Here is a 19,368-nt window from a genome sequence, read left to right as displayed (position 1 = left end):
TTCAGCGGTGGACGGTCAGGCGGCGCGGACCTCGTACGTGGTGAGCCGGACCGTCTCGTCGTCCAGGCACTGCCCGGTGGCGAGGTCGAAGCGCTGCTTCAGCAGGGGGGAGGCGACGAAGGGCCGCCCCTGGTGGCTGCCGAGGAGGCCGCGGGAGAGGACGGCGGCGCCGGTGAACGGGTCGCGGTTGTCGACGGCGTGGAGACGGCCCGCGCGGTCGAGGAAGACGGCGACCTGGTGGCCGCCGGGGAGGAGGGCGGCCACACCGCGGCCGGGGACCAGGCGGTCCAGGTGGCAGACGGGCAGCCAGTCCTCGCCGGCCCTCAGCTGGACGAACGTGCCGACCAGGGTGGATGCGGCGGCGGTGGCGACGGCAGTGGTCATCGGGTCGCGGTCCCTTCCATCTCTCGGATGCCGATCTGGAGCAGCGGCAGGTTCGGCTTGATCTGGCCGCGTTCGGGAACGAACGCCACCGTCGGGTCGGGGGTCTCGGGGGCGTTGACGAAGGAGACGAAGCGCTCCAGCTTCTCCGGGTCCTCCAGCACCGCCGCCCACTCGTCGCGGTAGTGGGCCACGTGCGCGGCCATCAGCCGCTCCAGGTCGTCGCAGATGCCCAGCGAGTCGTGGACGACGACGTCGCGGACGTGGTCGAGTCCGCCGGGGATCCGGTCCAGCCACACCGAGGTGCGCTCCAGACGGTCCGCGGTGCGGATGTAGAACATCAGGAACCGGTCGATCAGGCGGACCAGCTCAGCGTCGGAGAGGTCCTGCGCCAGCAGGTCCGCGTGGCGCGGGGTGGCGCCGCCGTTGCCGCCGACGTAGAGGTTCCAGCCGTTGGCGGTGGCGATCACGCCGAAGTCCTTGGACTGGGCCTCCGCGCACTCCCGCGCGCAGCCGGAGACCGCCGACTTCAGCTTGTGCGGCGAACGCAGGCCCCGGTAGCGCAGCTCCAGATCGATGGCCATGCGGACCGAGTCCTGCACGCCGTAGCGGCACCAGGTGGAGCCGACGCACGACTTCACGGTCCGCAGCGACTTGCCGTAGGCGTGGCCCGACTCGAAGCCGGCGTCCACCAACCGCGCCCAGATGCGCGGCAGCTGCTCGACGCGGGCGCCGAACATGTCGATCCGCTGGCCGCCGGTGATCTTCGTGTAGAGGCCGAAGTCGCGGGCGATCTCGCCGATCACGATCAGCTTCTCCGGGGCGATCTCACCGCCGGGGATGCGCGGGACGACCGAGTAGGAGCCGTTCTTCTGGAGGTTGGCGAGGAAGTGGTCGTTGGTGTCCTGGAGGGACGACTGCTCGCCGTCCAGGACGTGGGCGTCCGCGCCGATCGCCGGGGCGAGGGTGGCCAGCATGTTGGCGACGGACGGCTTGCAGATCTCGCAGCCGTCGCCGCCGCGGGCCTCCTCGCGGCCGTGGCGGTCCAGCAGCTCCCGGTAGGAGGTGACCCGCAGCGCCAGGACGATCTCGTACAGCTCCTCGCGGGTCTGGCCGAAGCAGCCGCACAGGCCCTTGTCGACCTCGACGCCGCTCGCCTCCAGCTCCGCCTCGACGAGCTGGCCCAGCACCTTCACGCAGGAACCGCAGCCGGTGCCGGCCTTGGTGCACTTCTTGACCTCGGGCACCGTCACGCACTGGTGGTCGGTGACCGCGCCGCGGATCGCGCCCTTGGTGACGTTGTGGCAGGAACAGATGATCGCCTCGTCCGGCAGCGCGGACGGACCGAGCTGCGCGCCGCCGCCCGCCGCGCCCGCAGGCAGCACCAGGCTCTCCGGCGAGACGGGCGGGACGGACCCGGTGAGGGCGCGCAGCGTGCCGTACGCCTCGGCGTCGCCGACCAGGATGCCGCCCAGCAGGGTGCCGTCGCGGCCGACGACCAGCTTCTTGTACAGGCCGGCCCGGGAGTCGGAGTAGACGACGTCCAGGCACCCGTCCGCCGTGCCGTGCGCGTCGCCGAAGGAGGCCACGTCCACGCCGAGCAGCTTCAGCTTGGTGGACAGGTCCGCGCCGGTGAACTCCGCCTCCTCGCGGGCGATGGTGGCCGCGGCGGTCTGCGCCATCTCGTAGCCGGGGGCGACCAGGCCGTAGACCCGGCCGTCGACGGCGAGCGCGCACTCGCCGATCGCGAAGACCCGGTCGTCGGAGACGGTGCGGCAGCTCGCGTCGACCGCGATGCCGCCGCGCTCGCCGACCTCCAGGCCGCAGTCGCGGGCCAGCTGGTCGCGGGGGCGGACACCGGCGGAGAACACCACCATGTCGACGGCGAGTTCGGAGCCGTTGGACAGCTTCATGCCGGTGACCGCGCCGTCCTCGCCGGTCAGCACCTCCTGGGTGCCCGCGCCGGTGTGCACGGTCAGGCCCATCTCCTCGATGGTGCGCAGCAGGGCCGCGCCACCGCCGTCGTCGACCTGCACCGGCATCAGCCGGGGCGCGAACTCCACGATGTGGGCGTCCAGTCCGAGCCCCTTGAGGGCGCCCGCCGCCTCCAGGCCGAGCAGGCCGCCGCCGACCACCGCGCCGGTGGTGGCGCGGGCCTTCGCCCACTCCTCGATGGCGAGCAGGTCCTCGATGGTCCGGTAGACGAAGCAGCCGTCCGCGTCCTTGCCGGGCACCGGCGGGACGAACGGGTAGGAGCCGGTGGCCAGGACGAGGGTGTCGTAGGAGACCGTCAGCCCCGAGCGGGCGGTGACGGTACGGGCCTCGCGGTCGACGGACTCGGCCGGGTCGCCCAGGCGCAGCTCGATGCCGTGCTTCTCGATGAACTCCATGTCTGTCATGGAGAGTTCGTCGGCGCTGGTGCCGGAGAAGTACGAGGTGAGGTGCACCCGGTCGTAGGCCGGGCGGGGCTCCTCGCAGAGTACGACGACGCGGTGCGTGGAGGTCAGCCCGCGCTCGGCCAGGGCCTCCAGGAAGCGCTGGCCGACCATGCCGTGGCCGACGAGCACGATCGTGGGAGAGACCGTGACCGAGGGAGAGACCGTGGAAGAGTCCGTGGTGGGCATGGGCATCAGGAGCCTCCGTCGTTGGTGAGCAGGTGGAGCAGGGGGGACCCGGCCGAGGGAAGCGGCTCTGCTCCCTCCCAGGCGCGCGCCAGCGCGCCGACGGTCCCCAGTTCGCCGACCAGGACGCCGCCGACCAGCCGGTCCTCGCGGACCACGACCTTGCGGTAGGTGCCGCGGGTGGCGTCGGCGAGCTGGACCACGTCGTCCCCCGGGAGCGGGGTGAGCTCGCCGAACGCCGCCAGGTCGAACGGGCGGTCGGAGAAGAGCGTCAGCCGGGTGAGGGCCCGGGTGCCGGTGTAGCGGGCGGTGCCGTCCCCCGCGAGGGACAGGGCGAGGACCTCCGCCTGTTCCAGGGCGGGGGTGGCCAGCCCGTAGACCTGGCCGTCGTGCTCGGCGCAGTCGCCGAGGGCCCGGATGTGCGGGTCGGAGGTGCGCAGCTCGTCGTCGACGACGACACCCTTGCGGACGTCGAGTCCGGCGCCCTGCGCGAGGCCCGTGCGGGGGCGGACCCCGCAGGCCAGCACCACCACGTCGGCGTCCAGGGCGTAGCCGTCGGCCATCTCGACCGACCGGACCTTGCCCTCGACCACCCGGACGTCGCGCACCCGCAGCTCGGTGTGGACCTCGACGCCCAGGTCCTCCAGGTGCCGGCGCACCAGCGCGGAGGCGGCCGGGTCGAGCTGCCGCTCCATCAGCCGCTCCGACTGCTGCGCCAGCACCACCTGCGCGCCCCGCTCGGCCAGCGCCCGGGCCGCCGACACGCCGAGCAGCCCGCCGCCCACCACCACCGCGCGGGTGCCGGGGCGGACCGCCGCCGACAGCTCCAGGCAGTCGTCCATGGTGCGGAACGCGTGCACCCCGCGGGGCAGCCGGTGGTCGCCGACGGCGAACAGTCCGCGCAGCGGCGGCAGCACCGGGTTGGAGCCGGTGGCCAGCACCAGGGTGCCGTAGGTCAGCTCCTGGCCGTCGTCGCAGTACAGACGCCGCGCGTCCCGGTCGATCTTCACCACCCGGGCCCGGACCAGACCGGCCGGGGCGGGCAGCTCGATGACCTCCGGCGCGTACCGCCCGGCCAGCACCTCGGCGAGCAGCACCCTGTTGTACGGCCGGTGCCCCTCCTCGCCGACCAGGACCGCCGGCACGCCCAGCTCCCCGAGCCGGCGGGCGAGGCGAACCCCCGCGGGACCGGCCCCGATCACCACCACACGCTGTTGCGACGTCATACCCGGAAGAGTGCGGGGCGGGTGTTTCCCGACCGCATCCCTCCCGTTTCCCGCGGGGAACGCTGCCCTCAGCGGGGGAGGGCGGGCGGTGTGAGGGACCGTGGCGACCGGTGCGGCGGGATGAGAGCATCCCGGCATGGACTCACGTGTGGTCGGCATACCCGGGGTGGACGGCACCGAGAAGGTGGCCGTGGTGATCGACGTGATGCGGGCGTTCACCACCGCCGCGTGGGCGTTCCACCGAGGCGCCGACAGGATCGTCCTCGCCGCCGACGCGGACGAGGCCCTCGAGCTCAAGGCGGGGCACCCCGGCTGGCTCGCGCTCAAGGACGGGGCGCCGGCCCGCGGGTTCGACCTGGTCAACTCGCCCGGCCTGCTCCGGGAGGCCGAGCTGACCGGCCGCACCGTGGTGCAGAAGACCACGGCGGGAACCGTCGGTGCGCTGGCGGTCGCCGAGGCGGACCTCGCGCTGTGCGCGAGTTTCGCCGTGGCCGGCGCGACGGCCCGGGCCCTCGCGGACGCCGGCGCCGGCCCGGTGACCTTCGTGGCCACCGGCGAGGACGGCCGCGCCGCCGAGGACCTGGCCTGCGCCGCGTACCTGCGACGGCTCTTGGCCGGCGACCGGGCCGACCCCCGCCCCTACCTGGACCGCGCGCGGACCTCCCCGGCCGCGGACGACCTGCGCGCCGGGCGGCGCGAGGGCAACCACCCCGACGACGTGAGGCTGTGCCTGGAGGTGGACCGGTTCGACTTCGCGATGGCGGTCGCCCTCGAGGAGGGGATGGCCGTGCTGCGCCCCCTCCGCCGGCCGGGTGAGGCAGGATCGGCGGCGGACGCGGCTTCGGACACGGCAGGCGGTCCCGCACACGGGGACGGCGGCGAGGCGGCGCGGGACTGAGGGGACCTGACCATGAGAGAGCCGGGAGACGACGGCATGCGGTTGCGCTGCGCGGTGCTCGACGACTTCCAGGACGCGGCCCTCGGCTCCGCCGACTGGGAGCGCCTGGCGGACCGGGTCGAGGTGGTCCCCTTCCACGAGCACTTCGGCTCGGAGGACGAACTAGCCTCCGCCGTCGCCGACTTCGACATCGTGGTCACCCTGCGGGAACGGGTGGCGTTCCCGGCCTCGCTCCTGGACCGGCTGCCCCGGCTGCGGCTGCTGATCGCCTCCGGGATGCGCAACTCCGTGATCGACCACGCCGCCGCGGCGCGCGCAGGCGTGACGGTCTGCGGCACCGGCAGCCTGTCCCACCCACCGGTCGAGCTGACCTGGGCGCTGCTGCTGGGGCTCGCGCGGGGCCTCGTCACGGAGAACGAGGCGCTGCGCACCGGCGGCCCCTGGCAGTCCACCGTCGGCGCCGACCTGCACGGGAGGCGGCTGGGCGTCGTCGGCCTGGGCAAGCTCGGCACGCAGGTGGCGGCGGTGGGGCAGGCGTTCGGCATGGACGTCGTCGCCTGGAGCCCGCACCTGACGGCGGACCGGGCCGCGGCGGCGGGCGTGGGCTTCGTGCCCGCCAAGGAGGAACTCCTGCGCACCTCCGACTTCGTCACCCTCCACCTGGTGCTGGTGGAGACCACCCGGAACATCGTGGGCGCGGCCGAGCTGGCGCTGCTGAAGCCGGACGCGTACCTGGTGAACACCTCGCGCGCCGGACTGGTCGACCAGGACGCCCTGCTGGCCGCGCTGCGGGAGGGTCGGATCGCCGGCGCCGCCGTGGACGTCTTCGACGCCGAGCCCCTCCCCGCCGACCATCCGATGCGCACCGCGCCGCGTCTGCTGGCCACCCCGCACCTCGGGTACGTGTCGCGCGCCAACTACCGCACGTACTACCGCGAGGCGGTCGAGGACATCGAGGCGTGGCTCGCGGGAGAACCGGTGCGGGTCCTGGGCGACTGACCGCGGGCAGCGGGCCGTCGGGGTGGGACCGTCCCTTCCGCCGGGGGCCTGCCGCGTCGGGGCGGGGCCGTCCCTTCCGCCGGGGGCCGGCCGCGTCGGTGACCGGCCCGGCGGTCCCGTCACCGTCGGCGGCCGTCAGTGCGGTGCCGGGAGCGGGTCCAGGGCGAAGCCGACACTGCAGCCACCCTCACCGGGCATCCGCTGCATCCGGGGCGGTGACCACACCTCGGTGGCACCGGGGGCCACCCGGGCCAGGAGGCAGTCCTGCGCGTCGAAGCCGTTGCCCTCCACCGCCAGCAGGACGCCGACCCGGCCGCCGTCCGCCTTCACCTCCGTGCGGATCGCCGGATCGAGATCCAGGGCGGTGAGCGCCCGCCGCACCTCGGCCTCGTCCGCCCGGCCGCCCTCCGGCACCCGGGGAAGCTCCGCGCGGAGTTCCTCGTACGGCAGCCGGGGCGGTTCGGGCGGCGGGGCGAAGGCGAGCGGAGGGCCGTCCGGGCAGTCCACGTCCTCAGGGTCCTCGGTTCCCGCGCCCCATCCGGCGCGGGGCGACACCCGCAGCGCGAAGCAGCGCAGCACGGTGACCTCCTCGGGGGCGAGCCCCGCCTCCATTGCCGAACCGGACGTGCGGACGACCACGCCGACGCCGTCGCCGTCGTGGGTGGAGGTGCCGGTCAGGCGCAGGACCTCGACCCCGTCGATGCCGGAGGCGGAGCGCCCGACCTCCTCCGCCGTGCGCGGGCGTTGGCTGTCGAGCCGCAGGGCCGCCGCCCTGGCCGCCTCCCGCGCGGCGCCGGCCGCCTCGTCCTCGGCGGACGGCACCAACAGCCCGCAACCGGCGGTCAGCAGCAACAGCGGGGCGAGCAGGAGGAGTCGGCGCATGGGGACACCCTCGCGCCGCGGCGCGCGGCGGACAACCCGTCGGCGTACTCGGCCGGGAGTAGGCGCTCGTGCTCAGGGAAATACGGTGGACGGGGCGACGGGCGCGCTGTTGGCTTGTGGCCGGCCGTGACGTAGCCGGAGGAGGTGAGACCCGTGAACGTTGTTCCGAGGTGGGTGCTCCCTCCTTCCGTCACGGTGTGCGACTGACCCAGGTGTGTCGTCGGGAGCGCCTCTTCCACCAGGCACTTCTGAGAGGCGAACACCATGGAGGAAACGGTGACGATCACGCGGGTCGCGCAGGCGCGGTGGGAGGCGGTGGCGGACGCCGCCTTCGACTCCCTCGCCGCCGCGATGCCGGCGGACCTGCCCGCCCCGCTGCACACCCTGGTCGGCGAGGACGACCACCTGCACCCCCTGGTCGGCGAGGACGACCCCGACACGGCGGCGCGCCGGGAGCGGTTCGGCTTCACCGCCGGGCGCCGCGAGGGGGCGTACGACCTCCCCACCGACCCCCGCGTGAGCGGGCTCGGCTCGGCGCGGCCCCCGGCGGGGGTGAAGGTCCTGCCCGCCGGCGCGGCGGACGAAGGTATACCGCGGGCGGCGCCGGACCGCGCGATCCGTGACGAGGCCGGAGCCACCATGGGCCCGCACACCCCCGGGCCGCCGGCCGGGCCGCCCGGCGACACGCTGGGGGACCCGTCGGCGTACGCGGTGGCGGTCCGGGAGGATGACGGCGCGTACGTCGGACTGGTCCGGGCAGCGCGGGTAAGGCGTCGGGCAGGGGTGGGGCTGAACGCCGTCCGGCCGGACCGGCGGCGGCAGGGCGTCGGGCGGGCGCTGCCGGCCCACGCGCCGGAACGGCCGCACCGGGACGGGATCGCGTACGCCTGGGCCGAGGTGGACGACTCCGACGCACCGGCCCGCGCGCCGGCCCGGAGCGCCGGAGCACGCCGGGCGACCGGCTGCCTGGAGCCGGTGCGCCGCTGAGCGCGGCCGCCCCCGACCACGCACGGACACGGGCCGACCGGGCCCGTGGGACCCATCGATTCCGGAAGCGGGACATCTTGGCGAGACAAGCGAACGGCCTGGAGATGGAGGGCACCGTCACCGAGTGCCTGCGCAACGCCACCTTCAGGGTGGAACTGCAGAACGGGCACCACGTGCTCGCGCACATCAGCGGGAAGATCCGGAAGAACCGCATCAGGATCCTCCCGTTCGACCGCGTGCTCGTGGAACTCAGCGCGTACGACCTGACCCGGGGCCGGATCCTCTACCGGTACCGCAACTGAGCTCGCGGCCGGCGTGCGCCCGGGAGCTCCCGGGCGCACGCCGGCCCCCCGCCGGGCGGGAGCGGGCTCAGACCTTCTCGAGCGGGCGGTGGGGTTCCGCCGGGAGGGTGACCGTGACGGTGTCCCCGGGGCGGACGACGCCGCCGGTGCGGACGACGCTCATGACGCCCGCCTTGCGGATCACGTCGCCCGCCTCGTCGCGGCCCACGACCTGCCTCAGCAGCCCGCGCTGGAAGCCGTCGATCTGCAGACAGGGGTTGCGCAGCCCGGTCACCTCGACGACCGCCTCCTCACCGAGCCGCAGCAGGGTGCCCGTCGGCAGCCCGAGCAGGTCGATGCCCTGGGTGGTGATGTTCTCCCCGAGTTCGCCGGGGGCCACCATGTACCCGGCGGACGCGAGCTCGTCGAAGAGCTCGGAGTGGATCAGGTGCACCTGCCGCAGGTTCGGCTGGGTGGGGTCCGCGGCGACGCGTGACCGGTGCTTCACGGTCACCCCCGCGTGGACGTCCCCCTCCACCCCGAGCCCGGCGAGCAGCGTGACGCTCTCCTGGTTGGGCTTGGTGAAGCTGTACTCCTCGTTGCGGCTGACAGCCACTACCGTCGCGTCCACGGTTCCCTCTGTTCGTCGGACATCCTCAGGAGGTAGCCAAGCCGAGAGCGGGGGCGAGGGCAATGGGTGTCCGTGCCGAAGTCCGTCCGGCGGCGCGGGAGTCGGGCGTCAGTCGTCGTACCGGCCGGTCACCGGGCCCATCCGTCCGTCGAGCCACCGGACCGCTTCCCGCATCGCGCGCAGTCCCTCGTCCTCCGCAGAGGCGACGACCTCGGCGGAGTCGGCGGGCAGTTGTGCCCGCAGCCGTGCCCGCTCGTCCCGCGGTGCCTCCCACCGCAGCGCGGCCCCGGCCCGTTCGGCCGGCGCCAGGGCGGTGGCGACGAAACCTTCGCAGAGAATGGCGCGGATCGCGTGGATCGTCCGCCGGTGGTGGTCCGGAAGGGCGTTGGCGAAGACCTCCAGGGCGGCGGCGTCGACGTCGCACTCGTCGTTGATCATCGGCCCGGACCCGGACCGCCCCTTTCCCCGGCGGACGCCGATCGTAGAGCCTCGCCGGAACACCGGCGGTGCCGGGGGCGCCGGTACCGCGGGCGGGTGCGCGGCGTCCGCCGGACCCGGCCCGGGGGCGGGGTCCGGCGGACGTGGCCCGCCGGGGCGGGGCAGGCCGGTCAGGAGGTGCGGCAGACCGTGCCGTTGAGGGTGAACGTCGTCGGCGTCGGGTTGGCCCCGTCGTTGGCGCCGACGAACCCGAACGTGGCGGTGGAGCCGCCCTTCGGGGCCAGCAGCGCGTTCTGGCCGTTGTCGGTCACGTGGACGCGCGTACCCGAGCCGGTCACATTGGCGTTCCAGGAGCTCTGGACCGACTGGCCGGAGGAGGGCCAGGCGAAGTCCAGCGTCCAGCCGTTGATCGCGGTGTCGGCCAGGTTGGACACCGTGACGGTGGCGACGAAGCCGTTGCCCCAGCCGGTGTCCACGCGGTAGTTGACCAGGCAGCTGCTGTCCCGCGGCGCGGTGGTGGCGAAGGTCAGCGGCTCCGACGGGCGGGAGAGCCGGCCGTCGGCGTCCCGGGCGAGGACGTTGACGGTGTGCTCGGAGCCCGGCGGGAGGTTGTGCAGCGTGGCCGAGGTGGAGGTCGAGCTGCCGAGCAACTGGGCGTTGGTGCCCAGGCGTTCGTAGACCTCGTAGCGCACCGCCTTGCCGTTCGCGGGGGCGGTCCAGCTCACGGTCGCGGTGGAGCTGTCCACGGAGGTGACCTTCGGGGCGCCGGGCGCGCCGACCGAGGCGGCCGCCGAGTGCGGGGAGACGGTCACCGTGGTGATCGAGTAGGGCGGCAGTTCCTGCACGCCGCCGGTGGTCGCGGTGACCCGGGTGACGTCGGTGTCGCCGCGGCCGTAGCGGTGGACGACCGGCGCCTGGGTGGTCGGGGTGAACCCGGCGTAGTCGATCCGCGCCGTGTGGGTGGCGTCCGGGTCCTTGTTGATCAGCATCACGCTCAGGGTGCCGTCGGCGCGGTGCACGGCGTGCGAGGAGACCTGGTCGTCGCTGGTCGAGGAGGCGACCATGGTGTCGCCCGGACGCCCGAGCTTGGTGAGGGACTTCAGGCCGAAGTAGGGGTGGAACGGCGTGTTGACGGCCGGCTGGCAGACGTCACCGACGCAGCCGCCGCTGGAGAGCAGGCCGTAGTCGTTGAAGTCGGTGTCGCCGTCCACCGTCTGGACCTTGTCCGGGCCGTTGTGGGTGTTCCACCAGTCGACGTTGAAGACGCCGTTCTCCAGCGCCGTCATGTAGGTGTCCGCGGCGAACAGGCCGTTGGGGCGGCTGTTCATCTGGACGTTGGAGTTGACCTCGGTGAGGGCGATGCCGATCTTCGAGGAGCGCGCCCCGGCGTAGCGGTCGATCTGGCGGCGGACCTCGCGCAGCTGCCCCGGCAGCCGGTTGGCCCGGTCCAGGGCCTCGTCGGCGGTGGCCCCGCCGGGGTAGGAGTGCACGACGGCGAAGTCGACGGTGCCGGCGACGGCGGAGAGCACGGTGTGGTTCCAGTCGGCCGCGTCACCCTCGCCGGTGATGCCGTCGGGCCAGTCGCCCGGGGTGGTCAGCACGGCGCCGATCTTGATCGTCGGGTCGACGGCCTTCATGGCCTCGGCGTAGGCGAGGACGTTGCGCGCGTACTCCCGGGGGCTCTTGTCCGGGTGGTCGTCGGCCTCCCAGCCGCTGCCGTAGTGGCCGTTGCCGTAGATCTCGTTGCCGATCTCCCAGTACTTGGCGCCGTAACCGCGGGTGACGTTGGCGTAGCGGACCCAGTCGGCGGCCTCCTGCGGGGTGCCGGTGCCGTAGTTCGCGATGATCATCGGCTGGGAGCCGGTGGCGCGGACGGTGCCCATGAACTCGTCGAAGCTGGTGCCCGGGGCCACGTAGCCGCCGGGGGCGGTGTGGTCCTTCCAGTGGTAGATGTCGCCGTAGGAGCCGCCGGGGTAGCGCATCACCCCGACGCCCGCCGCGCTCATGAGGTCGGCCACCTCGGGGTCGTTCATGTGCGAGTCCCAGATCGCGGTGTTCACGCCGAACGCCGCCTTGTCGATCGTGCCGAGGCCCGCGCCAGCGTTGACGGAGACCTCGACGGTCGCCGCCTCGGCGGCCTGGTCGGCGGCCGCCGGGGCCGGGGGGACGGCGGCCAGCGCGGCCACGGTGGCCAGGGCGCAGGCCAGGGCGGCGGCCGGGCGTCTGCGGCCGCCGCCGGAGGGCCGGGGCGGGCGTAACCGGGCGTCGGCGAGGCGGTGTGCGAGCGGCATGACGTGTCCTCCTCGGGCGCGTGCGGCATCGGCACGGCGCCCGGTGTCTGGTCGGTGGTGTGACACGAGGGGTGGGAGCGCTCCCACGATGATGCGGGGGAGGCATGACCGCGTCAATGGGGCGGACGGCGGTGGTTCGCCCCTCAGATCTCCCGCCGCGAGGCGAGCCGTTCCGCCTCCGCGTGCCACCAGGCCGGAGGGGTGGGGCCGGTGACGCGGGCCGTCGGCTGCTCGGGGTGCAGTCCCAGCCGGCGCAGGGCGTCGGGGTGGACGCGGATCGCCACCACGCACTGCCGGCCGCCGTCTGGACCGGCGCACTGGAGGAGGTCCAGGCGGATCTCCTCACCGGCGAACGGCATCCAGTCGATGCCGCGCTCGCGCAGTCAAGCCCGGAGGGCGGCCGGCGGACGGGGCGCGCCGCTGACGTTCCGGTGGGCGGCGACCAGTACCCATGCGGGGCTCGGGGCGTTCGACATGGAGACATGATGCCCCGGCGGCGCGAGACCTCGCGCGGGTGAGGGCGGCATCGCGCACACCACCCTCACCCCGGCCACGGACGTGCTGACCGGGAAGGGGCGGAACGGTGAGGGGTGACCCGGCCCCGGGGCCGCGGGCTACGACGGGGCCGCGTAACAGCGCACGGTCACCGCCCGGTCCGCCCACCGCGGGGTGGCGTCGCCCAGGTGCCGCCAGCCGAGGCGCTCGTAGAGGGCGACGGCGGCGGTGTCGGTGGCGAGGACGTCGAGGACCGGGTGCAGCCCGGCGGCGGCGGCCTCCGCGGTCAGGCGGTCCAGCAGGGCCGCGCCCAGGCCGAGGCCCCGGGCGGCGGGGGAGACGAACAGGCGGTTGACCACCCCGGCCCCGGCGGTGTCGCCCCACCGGCCGGGTGCCTCGTCGTCCTCGCCGGGACGTGCGAGGGCCACGTGTCCCACGATCAGGCCGTCGCGCTCCGCCACCCAGGCTGCCCGCGGGGACGGCGGGGTCAGCCAGGCCGCCGGGTCCGCGGGCCAGTTCGACGGGTAGCCGTCCTGGTCGTGCACCGCGCGCAGCACCTGCACGCAGCCGGGCAGATCGGCGTCGGCCCGCCGCCGCAGCACCACCCCGGCCTCACGGCGCGCCGTCACCTCGGCCTCGTGGTGCGCCGGCCCGATCCACCCCGCGGTCGTCACGCCCGTCATGCTGCCACGCCGGCGGCGGGCCGGACCGGGAGAAGACACAAGCTCAGAAGCCACTCAAGTTCGTGGACGGTACACCTGACGCCTTCGTAGGGTGACGATCATGCCCGAGATACCGCTGTCCGTCCTCGTCGTGCTCTGCGTCGCCGCCCTCGCCGCCGGCTGGATAGACGCCGTGGTCGGAGGCGGCGGGCTCCTGCTGCTGCCCGCGCTGCTGCTCGGCCTCCCGGCCGGCGGGGCGCACGCCGCGCAGTACGCGCTGGGGACCAACAAGGCCGTCGCCATCGTCGGGACCACCGGCGCCGCGATCACCTACGCGCGCCGTACCCCGGTGGACGTCGGCACCGCCGTGAAGATCGGGCTCGCCGCCCTCGCCGGGTCGAGCGGCGGCGCGCTGGTGGCGGCCGGACTCAGTACCGAGGTGCTGAAGCCGATAGTGATGGTGGTGCTGCTGGCCGTCGGCGCGTTCGTGATCCTGCGGCCGGCCTTCGGCCAGGCGCCCTCCACCGCGCCGGTCTCCCGGCGGCGGGTGCTGGCCGCCATCGGTCTCGCCGGAGTCGGCATCGGGTTCTACGACGGCCTGATAGGGCCCGGCACCGGCACCTTCCTGGTGCTCGCGCTCACCGCGATCCTCCATCTGGACCTGGTCCGCGCCTCCGCCACCGCGAAGATCGTCAACTGCTGCACCAACGCCGGCGCGCTGGCGATGTTCGCGTGGAAGGGCACCGTCTTCTGGCAGCTGGCCGCGGTGATGGCCGTCTTCAACCTGATCGGCGGCACCCTCGGCGCCCGCACCGCCCTCAAGCGCGGCAGCGGCTTCGTCCGCGGCGTGCTGCTCACCGTGGTCTTCGCGCTGGTCGTCAAGATGGCCTACGACCAGTGGCTGGCCTGACCGCCGGAGGGAGGCGGACGCCGGCCGCCGCAGGACTCAGGCGCCGGCCGGCGCGGTGGTGAGGGTGAAACCGGCCGCGCGGAGCCGCTCGCCGAGGGCGTCGGCCATGGCGGTGGCAGGGGTGAGGACGCCGGCGGCGCCGGGGAGCCGCTTTCCGTCGAGGGCGAGCGCGAGCCCGCTCTCGCCGAGCATCACCGCCGTGGACCGGTAACCGGGGTCGCCCTGTGCGGCGAACACGGCGCGGTAGCGGGCCCCCGTGGTGCTGCGGGTGAAGGTGGTCATCGTGAAGTGGCCGCTCGCGCGGGCCTTCTCGTCCGGCCCGGTCCCGGGCGCGGGGGCGAGGCGGCGCAGCATCCGCAGGCCCGGGCCGCGGGCGATGACGGGCCCCCACGCCTGCAACGCCGCCAGCGCCCCGGCGACCCCCGCCGCCACGGCCGGCGCCACCGGGGACCTCCCGGCGTACATGACCTCCCGGTAGCGGAAGTCGCGGCCGTAGGCCCAGTCGAGCAGGGCCGCGCTGCGGCGCACGATCTTCGTGTTGTGCGACGCCATGATGAAGGTGGTCACCCAACCGGACAGGCCGGGGTCGACGGTGCCGGCCCGGCGCAGCGCGTGGTCCGGCTGAGCGCCGAGATCGGGTTCGCGGTCCCGGTCGGGGCTGAGGGCGTAGGGGTCGGCGACGACCCGCGCCAGGGCAGGGTCGGCGGCGACGGCCGCCATCTGGGTGATGCCGGAGTCGACGGTGCCACCGCTCATGCCGCCCTTGAGGGCCGCCACGAGCGTGGTGTCGGTCATCCGGCCGGCTCCGTCCTCGGCCAGCCTGCGGTGGAGCAGGTAGGCGTTCAGGTCGGAGGGGACCGAGTCGAACCCGCAGGAGTTGACGATCCTCGCGCCGGAGTCGGCGGCGATCCGGTCGAACCGGTCGACGCAGTCGCGGACGAACAGCGGCTCCCCGGTGAGGTCGGCGTAGTGGGTCCCGGCCCGGGCGCAGGCCTCCACCAGGGGCAGGCCGTAACGGGCGTAGGGGCCGACCGTGGTGACGACGACCGTGGTCCGCCCCGCCATCGCCGCCAGGGCGGCGGGACTGCCCGCGTCCACGACGATCGTCCGCCATCCGGCGGCGCCGTGGCCGAGTCTCCGCAGGAGGACGTCCAGCTTCTCCGGCGAGCGGCCCGCCACCGCGATACGGGTGCCTGCGGGGGCGGCCCGGGCCAGGTACTCGGCGGTGAGCGCCCCCACGAAGCCGGTGGCGCCGAACAGGACCAGGTCGAACTCTCGCCCGCTCATCCGCTGCGCTCCGTTCCTCGCCCGCGACCGACCGCGGAAGGTGCTGGTCCACGGAGTCTTCCACGGCGTGACGGCCCCGGACACCCCGGTGGCGCCGGCCGCCGCGGCCGACGGGGTGTCCCGGTGGCGCCGGCCGCCGCGCCCGCCGGGAGCGGGAGGCGGGCGGCCCCTCCGGGGAGTGAGGGGCGTCGCGCCCCGGAGGGGGAGGGGCGCGCGGTGGCCGGCGACGGACAGCGGAGTTGTCCGGCAGTCCCGTCGCTCTCGCCCGGCGATGCGGGAGTGCCGCCCACTCCCGCGCCCCTGCACTGACGAGGTAACCGGCAGGCGTCCCGGAGCGCTTGCCGAACGGCCGCCGGGGAGGCACGCTCCGCGCCCGCGCTCCGAGGTGTTCGCCCAGCTCACGGCCGCGGCCTCGGACCCGGGAGGGCGCCCGCGGCGGGCGGGCGAACGGGTGACGGACAATGGGCCCGACCGGCGTGACGACACCGGACGCACGACGCTCCCCACGAGGGGCCCGACGGCGGTCCCCACGGCGGACCCACGCGGAGGGACGACGACCATGACCGACTGGCTCACCGTGCTCACCACCACCGGCTCCCTGGAGACGGCACAGGCGCTGGCGAGCGGCGCCGTGGAGGCACGGCTCGCCGCCTGCGCGCAGATCACCGGGCCGGTGACCTCGGTGTACCGCTGGAAGGGAAAGGTGGAGACTGCTTCCGAGTGGCAGGTGCTGTTCAAGACTGCCGCCGCCCGGTACGACGCCCTGGAAGCGTGTCTGCGCGCCGCGCACGACTACGAGACGCCCGAGATCATCGCCACGCCCCTCGTGAGGGGCGATGCGGCGTACCTGCGGTGGATCGAGGAGGAGACGGCGCCGGACGCGCAGGGGGACGTGGCGCAGCCGCCGGTGCGGGGGCAGGCGCAGGACTCGGATGAGGGGCCGGGGACGCGGCACGCCGGCCCGGGAGCGGCGCGGTGACCGGGCGCACCGGGCGGGCCGAGCGGCTCCCGGTCTTCGTCTACGGCACGCTGCGCCCCGGCGGGCTCTACCACCCCGACTTCCTCCTGGGCCGCACCACCGCCGAGGAGCCCGCCACCCTGCGGGGCGCGGTCCTGCACGAGGGACCCGGCTACCCGTACGCGCTCGAGGACCCGGCCGCGGACGCCGCGACCACCGTCGTGCGGGGCGAGCTGATGACCCTGCGGGAGGACGGCTACGAACAGGTGCTGGCGGCGCTGGACCAGCTCGAGGACCACCGTCCGGGCGACCCGTCCAGCCTCTACGTCCGCGCCGTCCGCGAGGTCACCCGCACCGCCGACGGGGCGCCGGTCGCCGCCTGGGTCTACCTCGCCGCCCCGCGCCTGGCGGCCCGGCTGCGGGCCGAGGCACGGATCGTCACGAGCGGGGACTGGTTCGCCCGCTGACCTCGTCCACGGCGCGTTCCACGCGGACCGCGCAGGTCTTGAACTCCGGCATCCGGGAGACCGGGTCCAGCGCCGGGTTGGTCAGGGTGTTGACCCGGCCCTCGCCGTACCAGTGGAACGGCATGAAGACGGTGTCCGGCCGGATCGTGCCGGTGACGCGGGCCGGGGCGTACGCCCGCCCCCGCCGCGACACGACCGCGAGCCGGTCCCCCTCCGCCACCCCGAGCCGCTCCGCCAGCCGCGGGTGGAGCTCCACGAACGGCCCGGGCGCCGCCGCGTTCAGCTCGGCGACCCGGCGGGTCTGCGCACCGGACTGGTACTGGGAGACCACCCGCCCGGTGGTGAGCAGCAGCGGGAACTCCTCGTCCGGCTCCTCCGCCGACGCCCGGTGGGCGACCGGCACGAAGCGGGCCCGGCCGTCCGGGTGGGCGAACCGGTCGAGGAACAGCCGGGGCGTGCCGGGGTGCGGCGCGGCGCCCGCCTCCTCGGGTTCCGGGGCGGGCCAGAACACGCCGTTCTCCGCGGCCAGCCGCCGGTAGGTGATCCCGGAGTAGTCCGCGAGGCCGCCGGCGCTGGCCCGGCGCAGCTCCTCGAAGACCTCCTCGGGGTCCTCGGAGAACCCCTTCTCGACGCCGAGCCGGGCGGCCAGCTCACGCATCACGTGCAGGTCGCCGCGGACCCCCTCGGGCGGGGTGAGGGCCTGCCGCCGGAGCAGCACCCGGCCCTCCAGGCTGGTCGTGGTGCCGGTCTCCTCGGCCCACTGGGTGACCGGGAGCACCACGTCGGCCAGCGCCGCCGTCTCGGAGAGCACCACGTCGGCCACGGCGAGGAAGTCCAGCGAGCGGATCCGGTCCTCGACGTGCGCGGCGCGCGGCGCGGAGACCACCGGGTTGGACCCCATCAGCAGCAGCGCGCGGATGTCGGTGCCGAGGGCGTCCAGGAGTTCGTAGGCGCTGCGGCCGGGGCCGGGCAGCGAGTCCGGGTCGACGCCCCACACCTCGGCGACGTGGCGGCGCGCCTCCGGGTCGTCGAGCTTGCGGTAGCCGGGCAGCTGGTCCGCCTTCTGACCGTGCTCGCGCCCGCCCTGACCGTTGCCCTGGCCGGTGAGGCAGCCGTAGCCGGAGTACGGGCGGCCGGGGCGGCCGGTGGCCAGGCAGAGGTTGATCCACGCGCCGACCGTGTCGGTCCCCTTGGACTGCTGCTCGGGGCCGCGCGCGGTGAGCACCATCGCCGCCTCGGGCTCGCAGAACATCCGCACCGCCTCGCGGAGCTGGGGCACCGGCACACCGGTGATCCGCTCCACGTACTCCGGCCAGTGCGCCATCGCCGCGGCCCGGGCCTCCTCCCAGCCGGTGGTCCGCCCGGCGATGTACTCCTCGTCGGTCCGCCCCTCGGCGACGACCAGGTGCAGCAGGCCCAGCGCCAGGGCGAGATCGGTGCCCGGGCGGGGCGCGATGTGCAGGTCGGCCTGCTCGGCGGTGCGGGTGCGGCGCGGGTCGATGACGATCAGCGTGCCGCCGTTGTCGCGGAGTTCGGTGAAGTAGCGCAGCGACGGCGGCATGGTCTCGGCCGGGTTGGAGCCGACCAGGATCACGCACCCGGTGCGCGGGATGTCCTCCAGCGGGAACGGCAGCCCCCGGTCCAGCCCGAACGCCCTGGTGCCGGCGGCCGCCGCGGACGACATGCAGAACCGCCCGTTGTAGTCGATCTGCGAGGTGCCGAGCGCCACCCGGGCGAACTTGCCCAGCGTGTACGCCTTCTCGTTGGTGAGGCCGCCGCCGCCGAAGACGCCCACCGCGTCCGCGCCGTGCCGCGCGCGGGTGCCGGCCAGGGCGGAGGCGACCCGGTCCAGGGCGTCCTCCCAGCTCGCCGGGGCCAGCTCCCCGTCGGCGCCGCGCACCAGGGGCCCGGTCAGCCGGGCGCCACGGGCCAGCACCGCCGGGGCCGTGCGGCCCTTGCCGCACAGGGCGCCCCGGTTGACCGGGAAGTCGGCGCGTTCCAGCACCTCCACGCCGCCCCCCTCGGCGGGTGCCAGGTTCATGCCGCACTGCAGGGCGCAGTAGGGGCAGTGGGTGGGCGTGGGCGCGGCGGTGTTCTGCATACGCCTCAGCGTGAGCGGCGCGTGTTACGCGGCCGATCGCGCCTGGTTACGCGGCCGGGACGGTGACCTCCCGGACCGCCTCACGGCCCTGTGAGGGCCTGCTCGACGCCCGGTTCCCGCGGCCCGAGGAACATCGGGTCCGGTTCGACCAGCGCGTCGAGCGCCGCCTTGCCCGCCGCGAGGGTCTCCCGCACCGCGCCGTAGTACCAGACGCCGTCGCGCCGGTCGCCCGCCGCCGCCACGCCGTACGACGTGATGCCCGCCTCCTCGCACAGCGCCACCGCCCGCCGCACGTGGAAGCCCTGGGTGATCAGCACCGCCTCGTCCACCCCGAAGATCCGTTTCGCCCGCGCGCACGAGTCCCAGGTGTCGAAGCCCGCGTAGTCGCTGACGATCCGGGCGTCGGGCACGCCCCGCTCCACCAGATAGGCGCGCATCGCGTCCGGCTCGTCGTACTCCTCCCGGCTGTTGTCCCCGGTGACCAGCACGGCCCGTATCCGGCCGTCCGCGTAGAGCCCCGCCGCCGTGTCCAGCCGGTGCGCCAGGTACGGGGAGGGCTCGCCGCCCCACAGCCCGGCCCCGAACACCACCGCCACGCCGGTCTCCGGCACCTCGCCGGGCGTCCGCAGCCGCCCCTCCGCCGTCGTGTACACCCAGGCGTACGGCAGCAGCCCCAGCGCGCAGAGCGCCACCACCGCACGCACCAGCCGCCTGCGGCCCGCCGTCGTCCGCGGCAGACGCGGCGGTCGCGCCGGCCTCGGCAGGCGCGGCGTGTTTCCCCACCATGTCCCCACGCCACCTCCAACGCGGGGAGGGCGGGGGCCGGTTCCCGCTTGCCGCTCACATCCGTCCG

At 74.8% G+C, this 19,368-nt stretch carries 18 protein-coding genes and 1 pseudogene; 7 read left to right on the top strand and 12 right to left on the bottom strand.

The features are described 5' to 3' along the window. Positions 1–15: 15 nt before the first annotated feature. From nirD to GBN72_RS19405, 3 genes are read right to left on the bottom strand one after another with little or no spacing between them, the layout of a single operon-like run. On the bottom strand, positions 16–384 hold the full coding sequence (nirD, locus tag GBN72_RS19415) for a nitrite reductase small subunit NirD (protein WP_151773103.1): 369 nt from the start codon (positions 382–384) through the stop codon (positions 16–18). Next, positions 381–3,011, bottom strand: a complete 2,631-nt coding sequence (gene nirB, locus GBN72_RS19410; protein ID WP_439959781.1) for a nitrite reductase large subunit NirB — start codon at positions 3,009–3,011, stop codon at positions 381–383. Before nirB ends, nirD begins: the two co-directional genes overlap by 4 nt. Continuing rightward, on the bottom strand, positions 3,011–4,228 hold the full coding sequence (locus GBN72_RS19405; protein WP_151773102.1) for an NAD(P)/FAD-dependent oxidoreductase: 1,218 nt from the start codon (positions 4,226–4,228) through the stop codon (positions 3,011–3,013). The genes nirB and GBN72_RS19405 overlap by 1 nt, the downstream gene beginning before the upstream one ends. A 136-nt stretch (positions 4,229–4,364) precedes the next feature. Here GBN72_RS19405 and GBN72_RS19400 point away from each other — a divergent pair, with 136 nt between their 5' ends. Together GBN72_RS19400 and GBN72_RS19395 are read left to right on the top strand one after the other, a co-directional pair. After that, positions 4,365–5,126: a 2-phosphosulfolactate phosphatase gene (locus GBN72_RS19400; protein ID WP_164540732.1), complete on the top strand. Its 762-nt coding sequence runs from the start codon at positions 4,365–4,367 to the stop codon at positions 5,124–5,126. Positions 5,127–5,162: 36 nt separating this feature from the next. Next, complete coding sequence (locus GBN72_RS19395; RefSeq protein WP_151773325.1) at positions 5,163–6,125, top strand: D-2-hydroxyacid dehydrogenase family protein; 963 nt, start codon at positions 5,163–5,165, stop codon at positions 6,123–6,125. 135 nt (positions 6,126–6,260) lie between these two features. On the opposite strand, the gene GBN72_RS19390 is transcribed toward GBN72_RS19395, so the two are convergent. Beyond that, positions 6,261–7,007 carry a translation initiation factor IF-2 gene (locus GBN72_RS19390; RefSeq protein WP_151773101.1) on the bottom strand — a complete coding sequence of 249 codons (747 nt, stop codon included), beginning with the start codon at positions 7,005–7,007 and terminating at the stop codon, positions 6,261–6,263. A 276-nt stretch (positions 7,008–7,283) separates the two neighbouring features. Here GBN72_RS19390 and GBN72_RS19385 point away from each other — a divergent pair, with 276 nt between their 5' ends. After that, positions 7,284–7,994: a GNAT family N-acetyltransferase gene (locus tag GBN72_RS19385; protein WP_246212639.1), complete on the top strand. Its 711-nt coding sequence runs from the start codon at positions 7,284–7,286 to the stop codon at positions 7,992–7,994. Positions 7,995–8,098: 104 nt separating this feature from the next. Then, positions 8,099–8,296 carry a translation initiation factor IF-1 gene (gene infA / locus GBN72_RS19380; protein ID WP_151773324.1) on the top strand — a complete coding sequence of 66 codons (198 nt, stop codon included), beginning with the start codon at positions 8,099–8,101 and terminating at the stop codon, positions 8,294–8,296. Positions 8,297–8,363: 67 nt separating this feature from the next. On the opposite strand, the gene GBN72_RS19375 is transcribed toward infA, so the two are convergent. From GBN72_RS19375 to GBN72_RS19355, 5 genes are all read right to left on the bottom strand, one after another. Continuing rightward, positions 8,364–8,906, bottom strand: coding sequence for an MOSC domain-containing protein (locus GBN72_RS19375; RefSeq protein ID WP_151773099.1), 543 nt, complete (start codon positions 8,904–8,906; stop codon positions 8,364–8,366). A gap of 108 nt (positions 8,907–9,014) precedes the next feature. Beyond that, on the bottom strand, positions 9,015–9,407 hold the full coding sequence (locus GBN72_RS19370; protein WP_281371845.1) for a DUF6086 family protein: 393 nt from the start codon (positions 9,405–9,407) through the stop codon (positions 9,015–9,017). Between the two features lie 107 nt (positions 9,408–9,514). Then, positions 9,515–11,635 carry a cellulose binding domain-containing protein gene (locus GBN72_RS19365; RefSeq protein WP_151773097.1) on the bottom strand — a complete coding sequence of 707 codons (2,121 nt, stop codon included), beginning with the start codon at positions 11,633–11,635 and terminating at the stop codon, positions 9,515–9,517. Between the two features lie 143 nt (positions 11,636–11,778). Then, a complete protein-coding gene (locus tag GBN72_RS19360) occupies positions 11,779–11,994 on the bottom strand; it encodes a hypothetical protein (protein ID WP_151773096.1) in 216 nt (71 codons plus the stop codon). 255 nt (positions 11,995–12,249) lie between these two features. Continuing rightward, positions 12,250–12,813, bottom strand: a complete 564-nt coding sequence (locus GBN72_RS19355) for a GNAT family N-acetyltransferase (protein ID WP_151773095.1) — start codon at positions 12,811–12,813, stop codon at positions 12,250–12,252. Between the two features lie 100 nt (positions 12,814–12,913). Between GBN72_RS19355 and GBN72_RS19350 the strand changes: the two genes are divergently transcribed. Next, on the top strand, positions 12,914–13,702 hold the full coding sequence (locus tag GBN72_RS19350) for a sulfite exporter TauE/SafE family protein (RefSeq protein ID WP_151773094.1): 789 nt from the start codon (positions 12,914–12,916) through the stop codon (positions 13,700–13,702). Between the two features lie 36 nt (positions 13,703–13,738). Here the strand turns inward: GBN72_RS19350 and GBN72_RS19345 are convergent, their stop codons facing one another. Continuing rightward, positions 13,739–14,989 (bottom strand): saccharopine dehydrogenase family protein, encoded by a 1,251-nt coding sequence (locus GBN72_RS19345; RefSeq protein WP_151773093.1) that lies wholly within the window; start codon positions 14,987–14,989, stop codon positions 13,739–13,741. A 559-nt stretch (positions 14,990–15,548) separates the two neighbouring features. On the opposite strand from GBN72_RS19345, the pseudogene cutA reads away from it, so the two are divergent. Together cutA and GBN72_RS19335 are read left to right on the top strand one after the other, a co-directional pair. After that, positions 15,549–15,872: pseudogene (cutA, locus tag GBN72_RS19340) on the top strand (divalent-cation tolerance protein CutA); the annotation flags it as partial. Positions 15,873–15,964: 92 nt separating this feature from the next. Beyond that, positions 15,965–16,414 carry a gamma-glutamylcyclotransferase family protein gene (locus GBN72_RS19335; protein ID WP_151773091.1) on the top strand — a complete coding sequence of 150 codons (450 nt, stop codon included), beginning with the start codon at positions 15,965–15,967 and terminating at the stop codon, positions 16,412–16,414. Here the strand turns inward: GBN72_RS19335 and GBN72_RS19330 are convergent. Together GBN72_RS19330 and GBN72_RS19325 are read right to left on the bottom strand one after the other, a co-directional pair. Then, positions 16,386–18,515, bottom strand: coding sequence for a molybdopterin oxidoreductase family protein (locus GBN72_RS19330; RefSeq protein ID WP_151773090.1), 2,130 nt, complete (start codon positions 18,513–18,515; stop codon positions 16,386–16,388). The two genes, GBN72_RS19335 and GBN72_RS19330, sit on opposite strands and share 29 nt — an antisense overlap. Before the next feature lie 80 nt (positions 18,516–18,595). Beyond that, entirely contained in the window at positions 18,596–19,279 is a 684-nt protein-coding gene (locus tag GBN72_RS19325) for a SanA/YdcF family protein (RefSeq protein WP_246212681.1), read from the bottom strand. Positions 19,280–19,368 lie beyond the last annotated feature (89 nt).

Origin of the sequence: Streptomyces abyssomicinicus, assembly GCF_008974245.1 — a bacterium.
Classification (GTDB): Bacteria; Actinomycetota; Actinomycetes; order Streptomycetales; family Streptomycetaceae; genus Streptomyces; species Streptomyces abyssomicinicus.
Note: the sequence above shows the minus strand (reverse complement) of the source record. Positions and strands in the feature narration are given on the sequence as shown.

Bases quoted from the DNA above. Each gene is read 5' to 3' on its own strand.
- GBN72_RS19345 (WP_151773093.1), bottom strand. From the start codon at position 14,989: ATGAGCGGGCGAGAGTTCGACCTGGTCCTGTTCGGCGCCACCGGCTTC.
- GBN72_RS19395 (WP_151773325.1), top strand. From the start codon at position 5,163: ATGCGGTTGCGCTGCGCGGTGCTCGACGACTTCCAGGACGCGGCCCTC.
- GBN72_RS19390 (WP_151773101.1), bottom strand. From the start codon at position 7,007: ATGCGCCGACTCCTCCTGCTCGCCCCGCTGTTGCTGCTGACCGCCGGT.
- nirD (WP_151773103.1), bottom strand. From the start codon at position 384: ATGACCACTGCCGTCGCCACCGCCGCCGCATCCACCCTGGTCGGCACG.
- GBN72_RS19405 (WP_151773102.1), bottom strand. From the start codon at position 4,228: ATGACGTCGCAACAGCGTGTGGTGGTGATCGGGGCCGGTCCCGCGGGG.
- GBN72_RS19355 (WP_151773095.1), bottom strand. From the start codon at position 12,813: ATGACGGGCGTGACGACCGCGGGGTGGATCGGGCCGGCGCACCACGAG.
- GBN72_RS19400 (WP_164540732.1), top strand. From the start codon at position 4,365: ATGGACTCACGTGTGGTCGGCATACCCGGGGTGGACGGCACCGAGAAG.
- infA (WP_151773324.1), top strand. From the start codon at position 8,099: ATGGAGGGCACCGTCACCGAGTGCCTGCGCAACGCCACCTTCAGGGTG.
- GBN72_RS19360 (WP_151773096.1), bottom strand. From the start codon at position 11,994: ATGCCGTTCGCCGGTGAGGAGATCCGCCTGGACCTCCTCCAGTGCGCC.
- GBN72_RS19330 (WP_151773090.1), bottom strand. From the start codon at position 18,515: ATGCAGAACACCGCCGCGCCCACGCCCACCCACTGCCCCTACTGCGCC.
- GBN72_RS19350 (WP_151773094.1), top strand. From the start codon at position 12,914: ATGCCCGAGATACCGCTGTCCGTCCTCGTCGTGCTCTGCGTCGCCGCC.
- nirB (WP_439959781.1), bottom strand. From the start codon at position 3,011: ATGCCCATGCCCACCACGGACTCTTCCACGGTCTCTCCCTCGGTCACG.
- GBN72_RS19365 (WP_151773097.1), bottom strand. From the start codon at position 11,635: ATGCCGCTCGCACACCGCCTCGCCGACGCCCGGTTACGCCCGCCCCGG.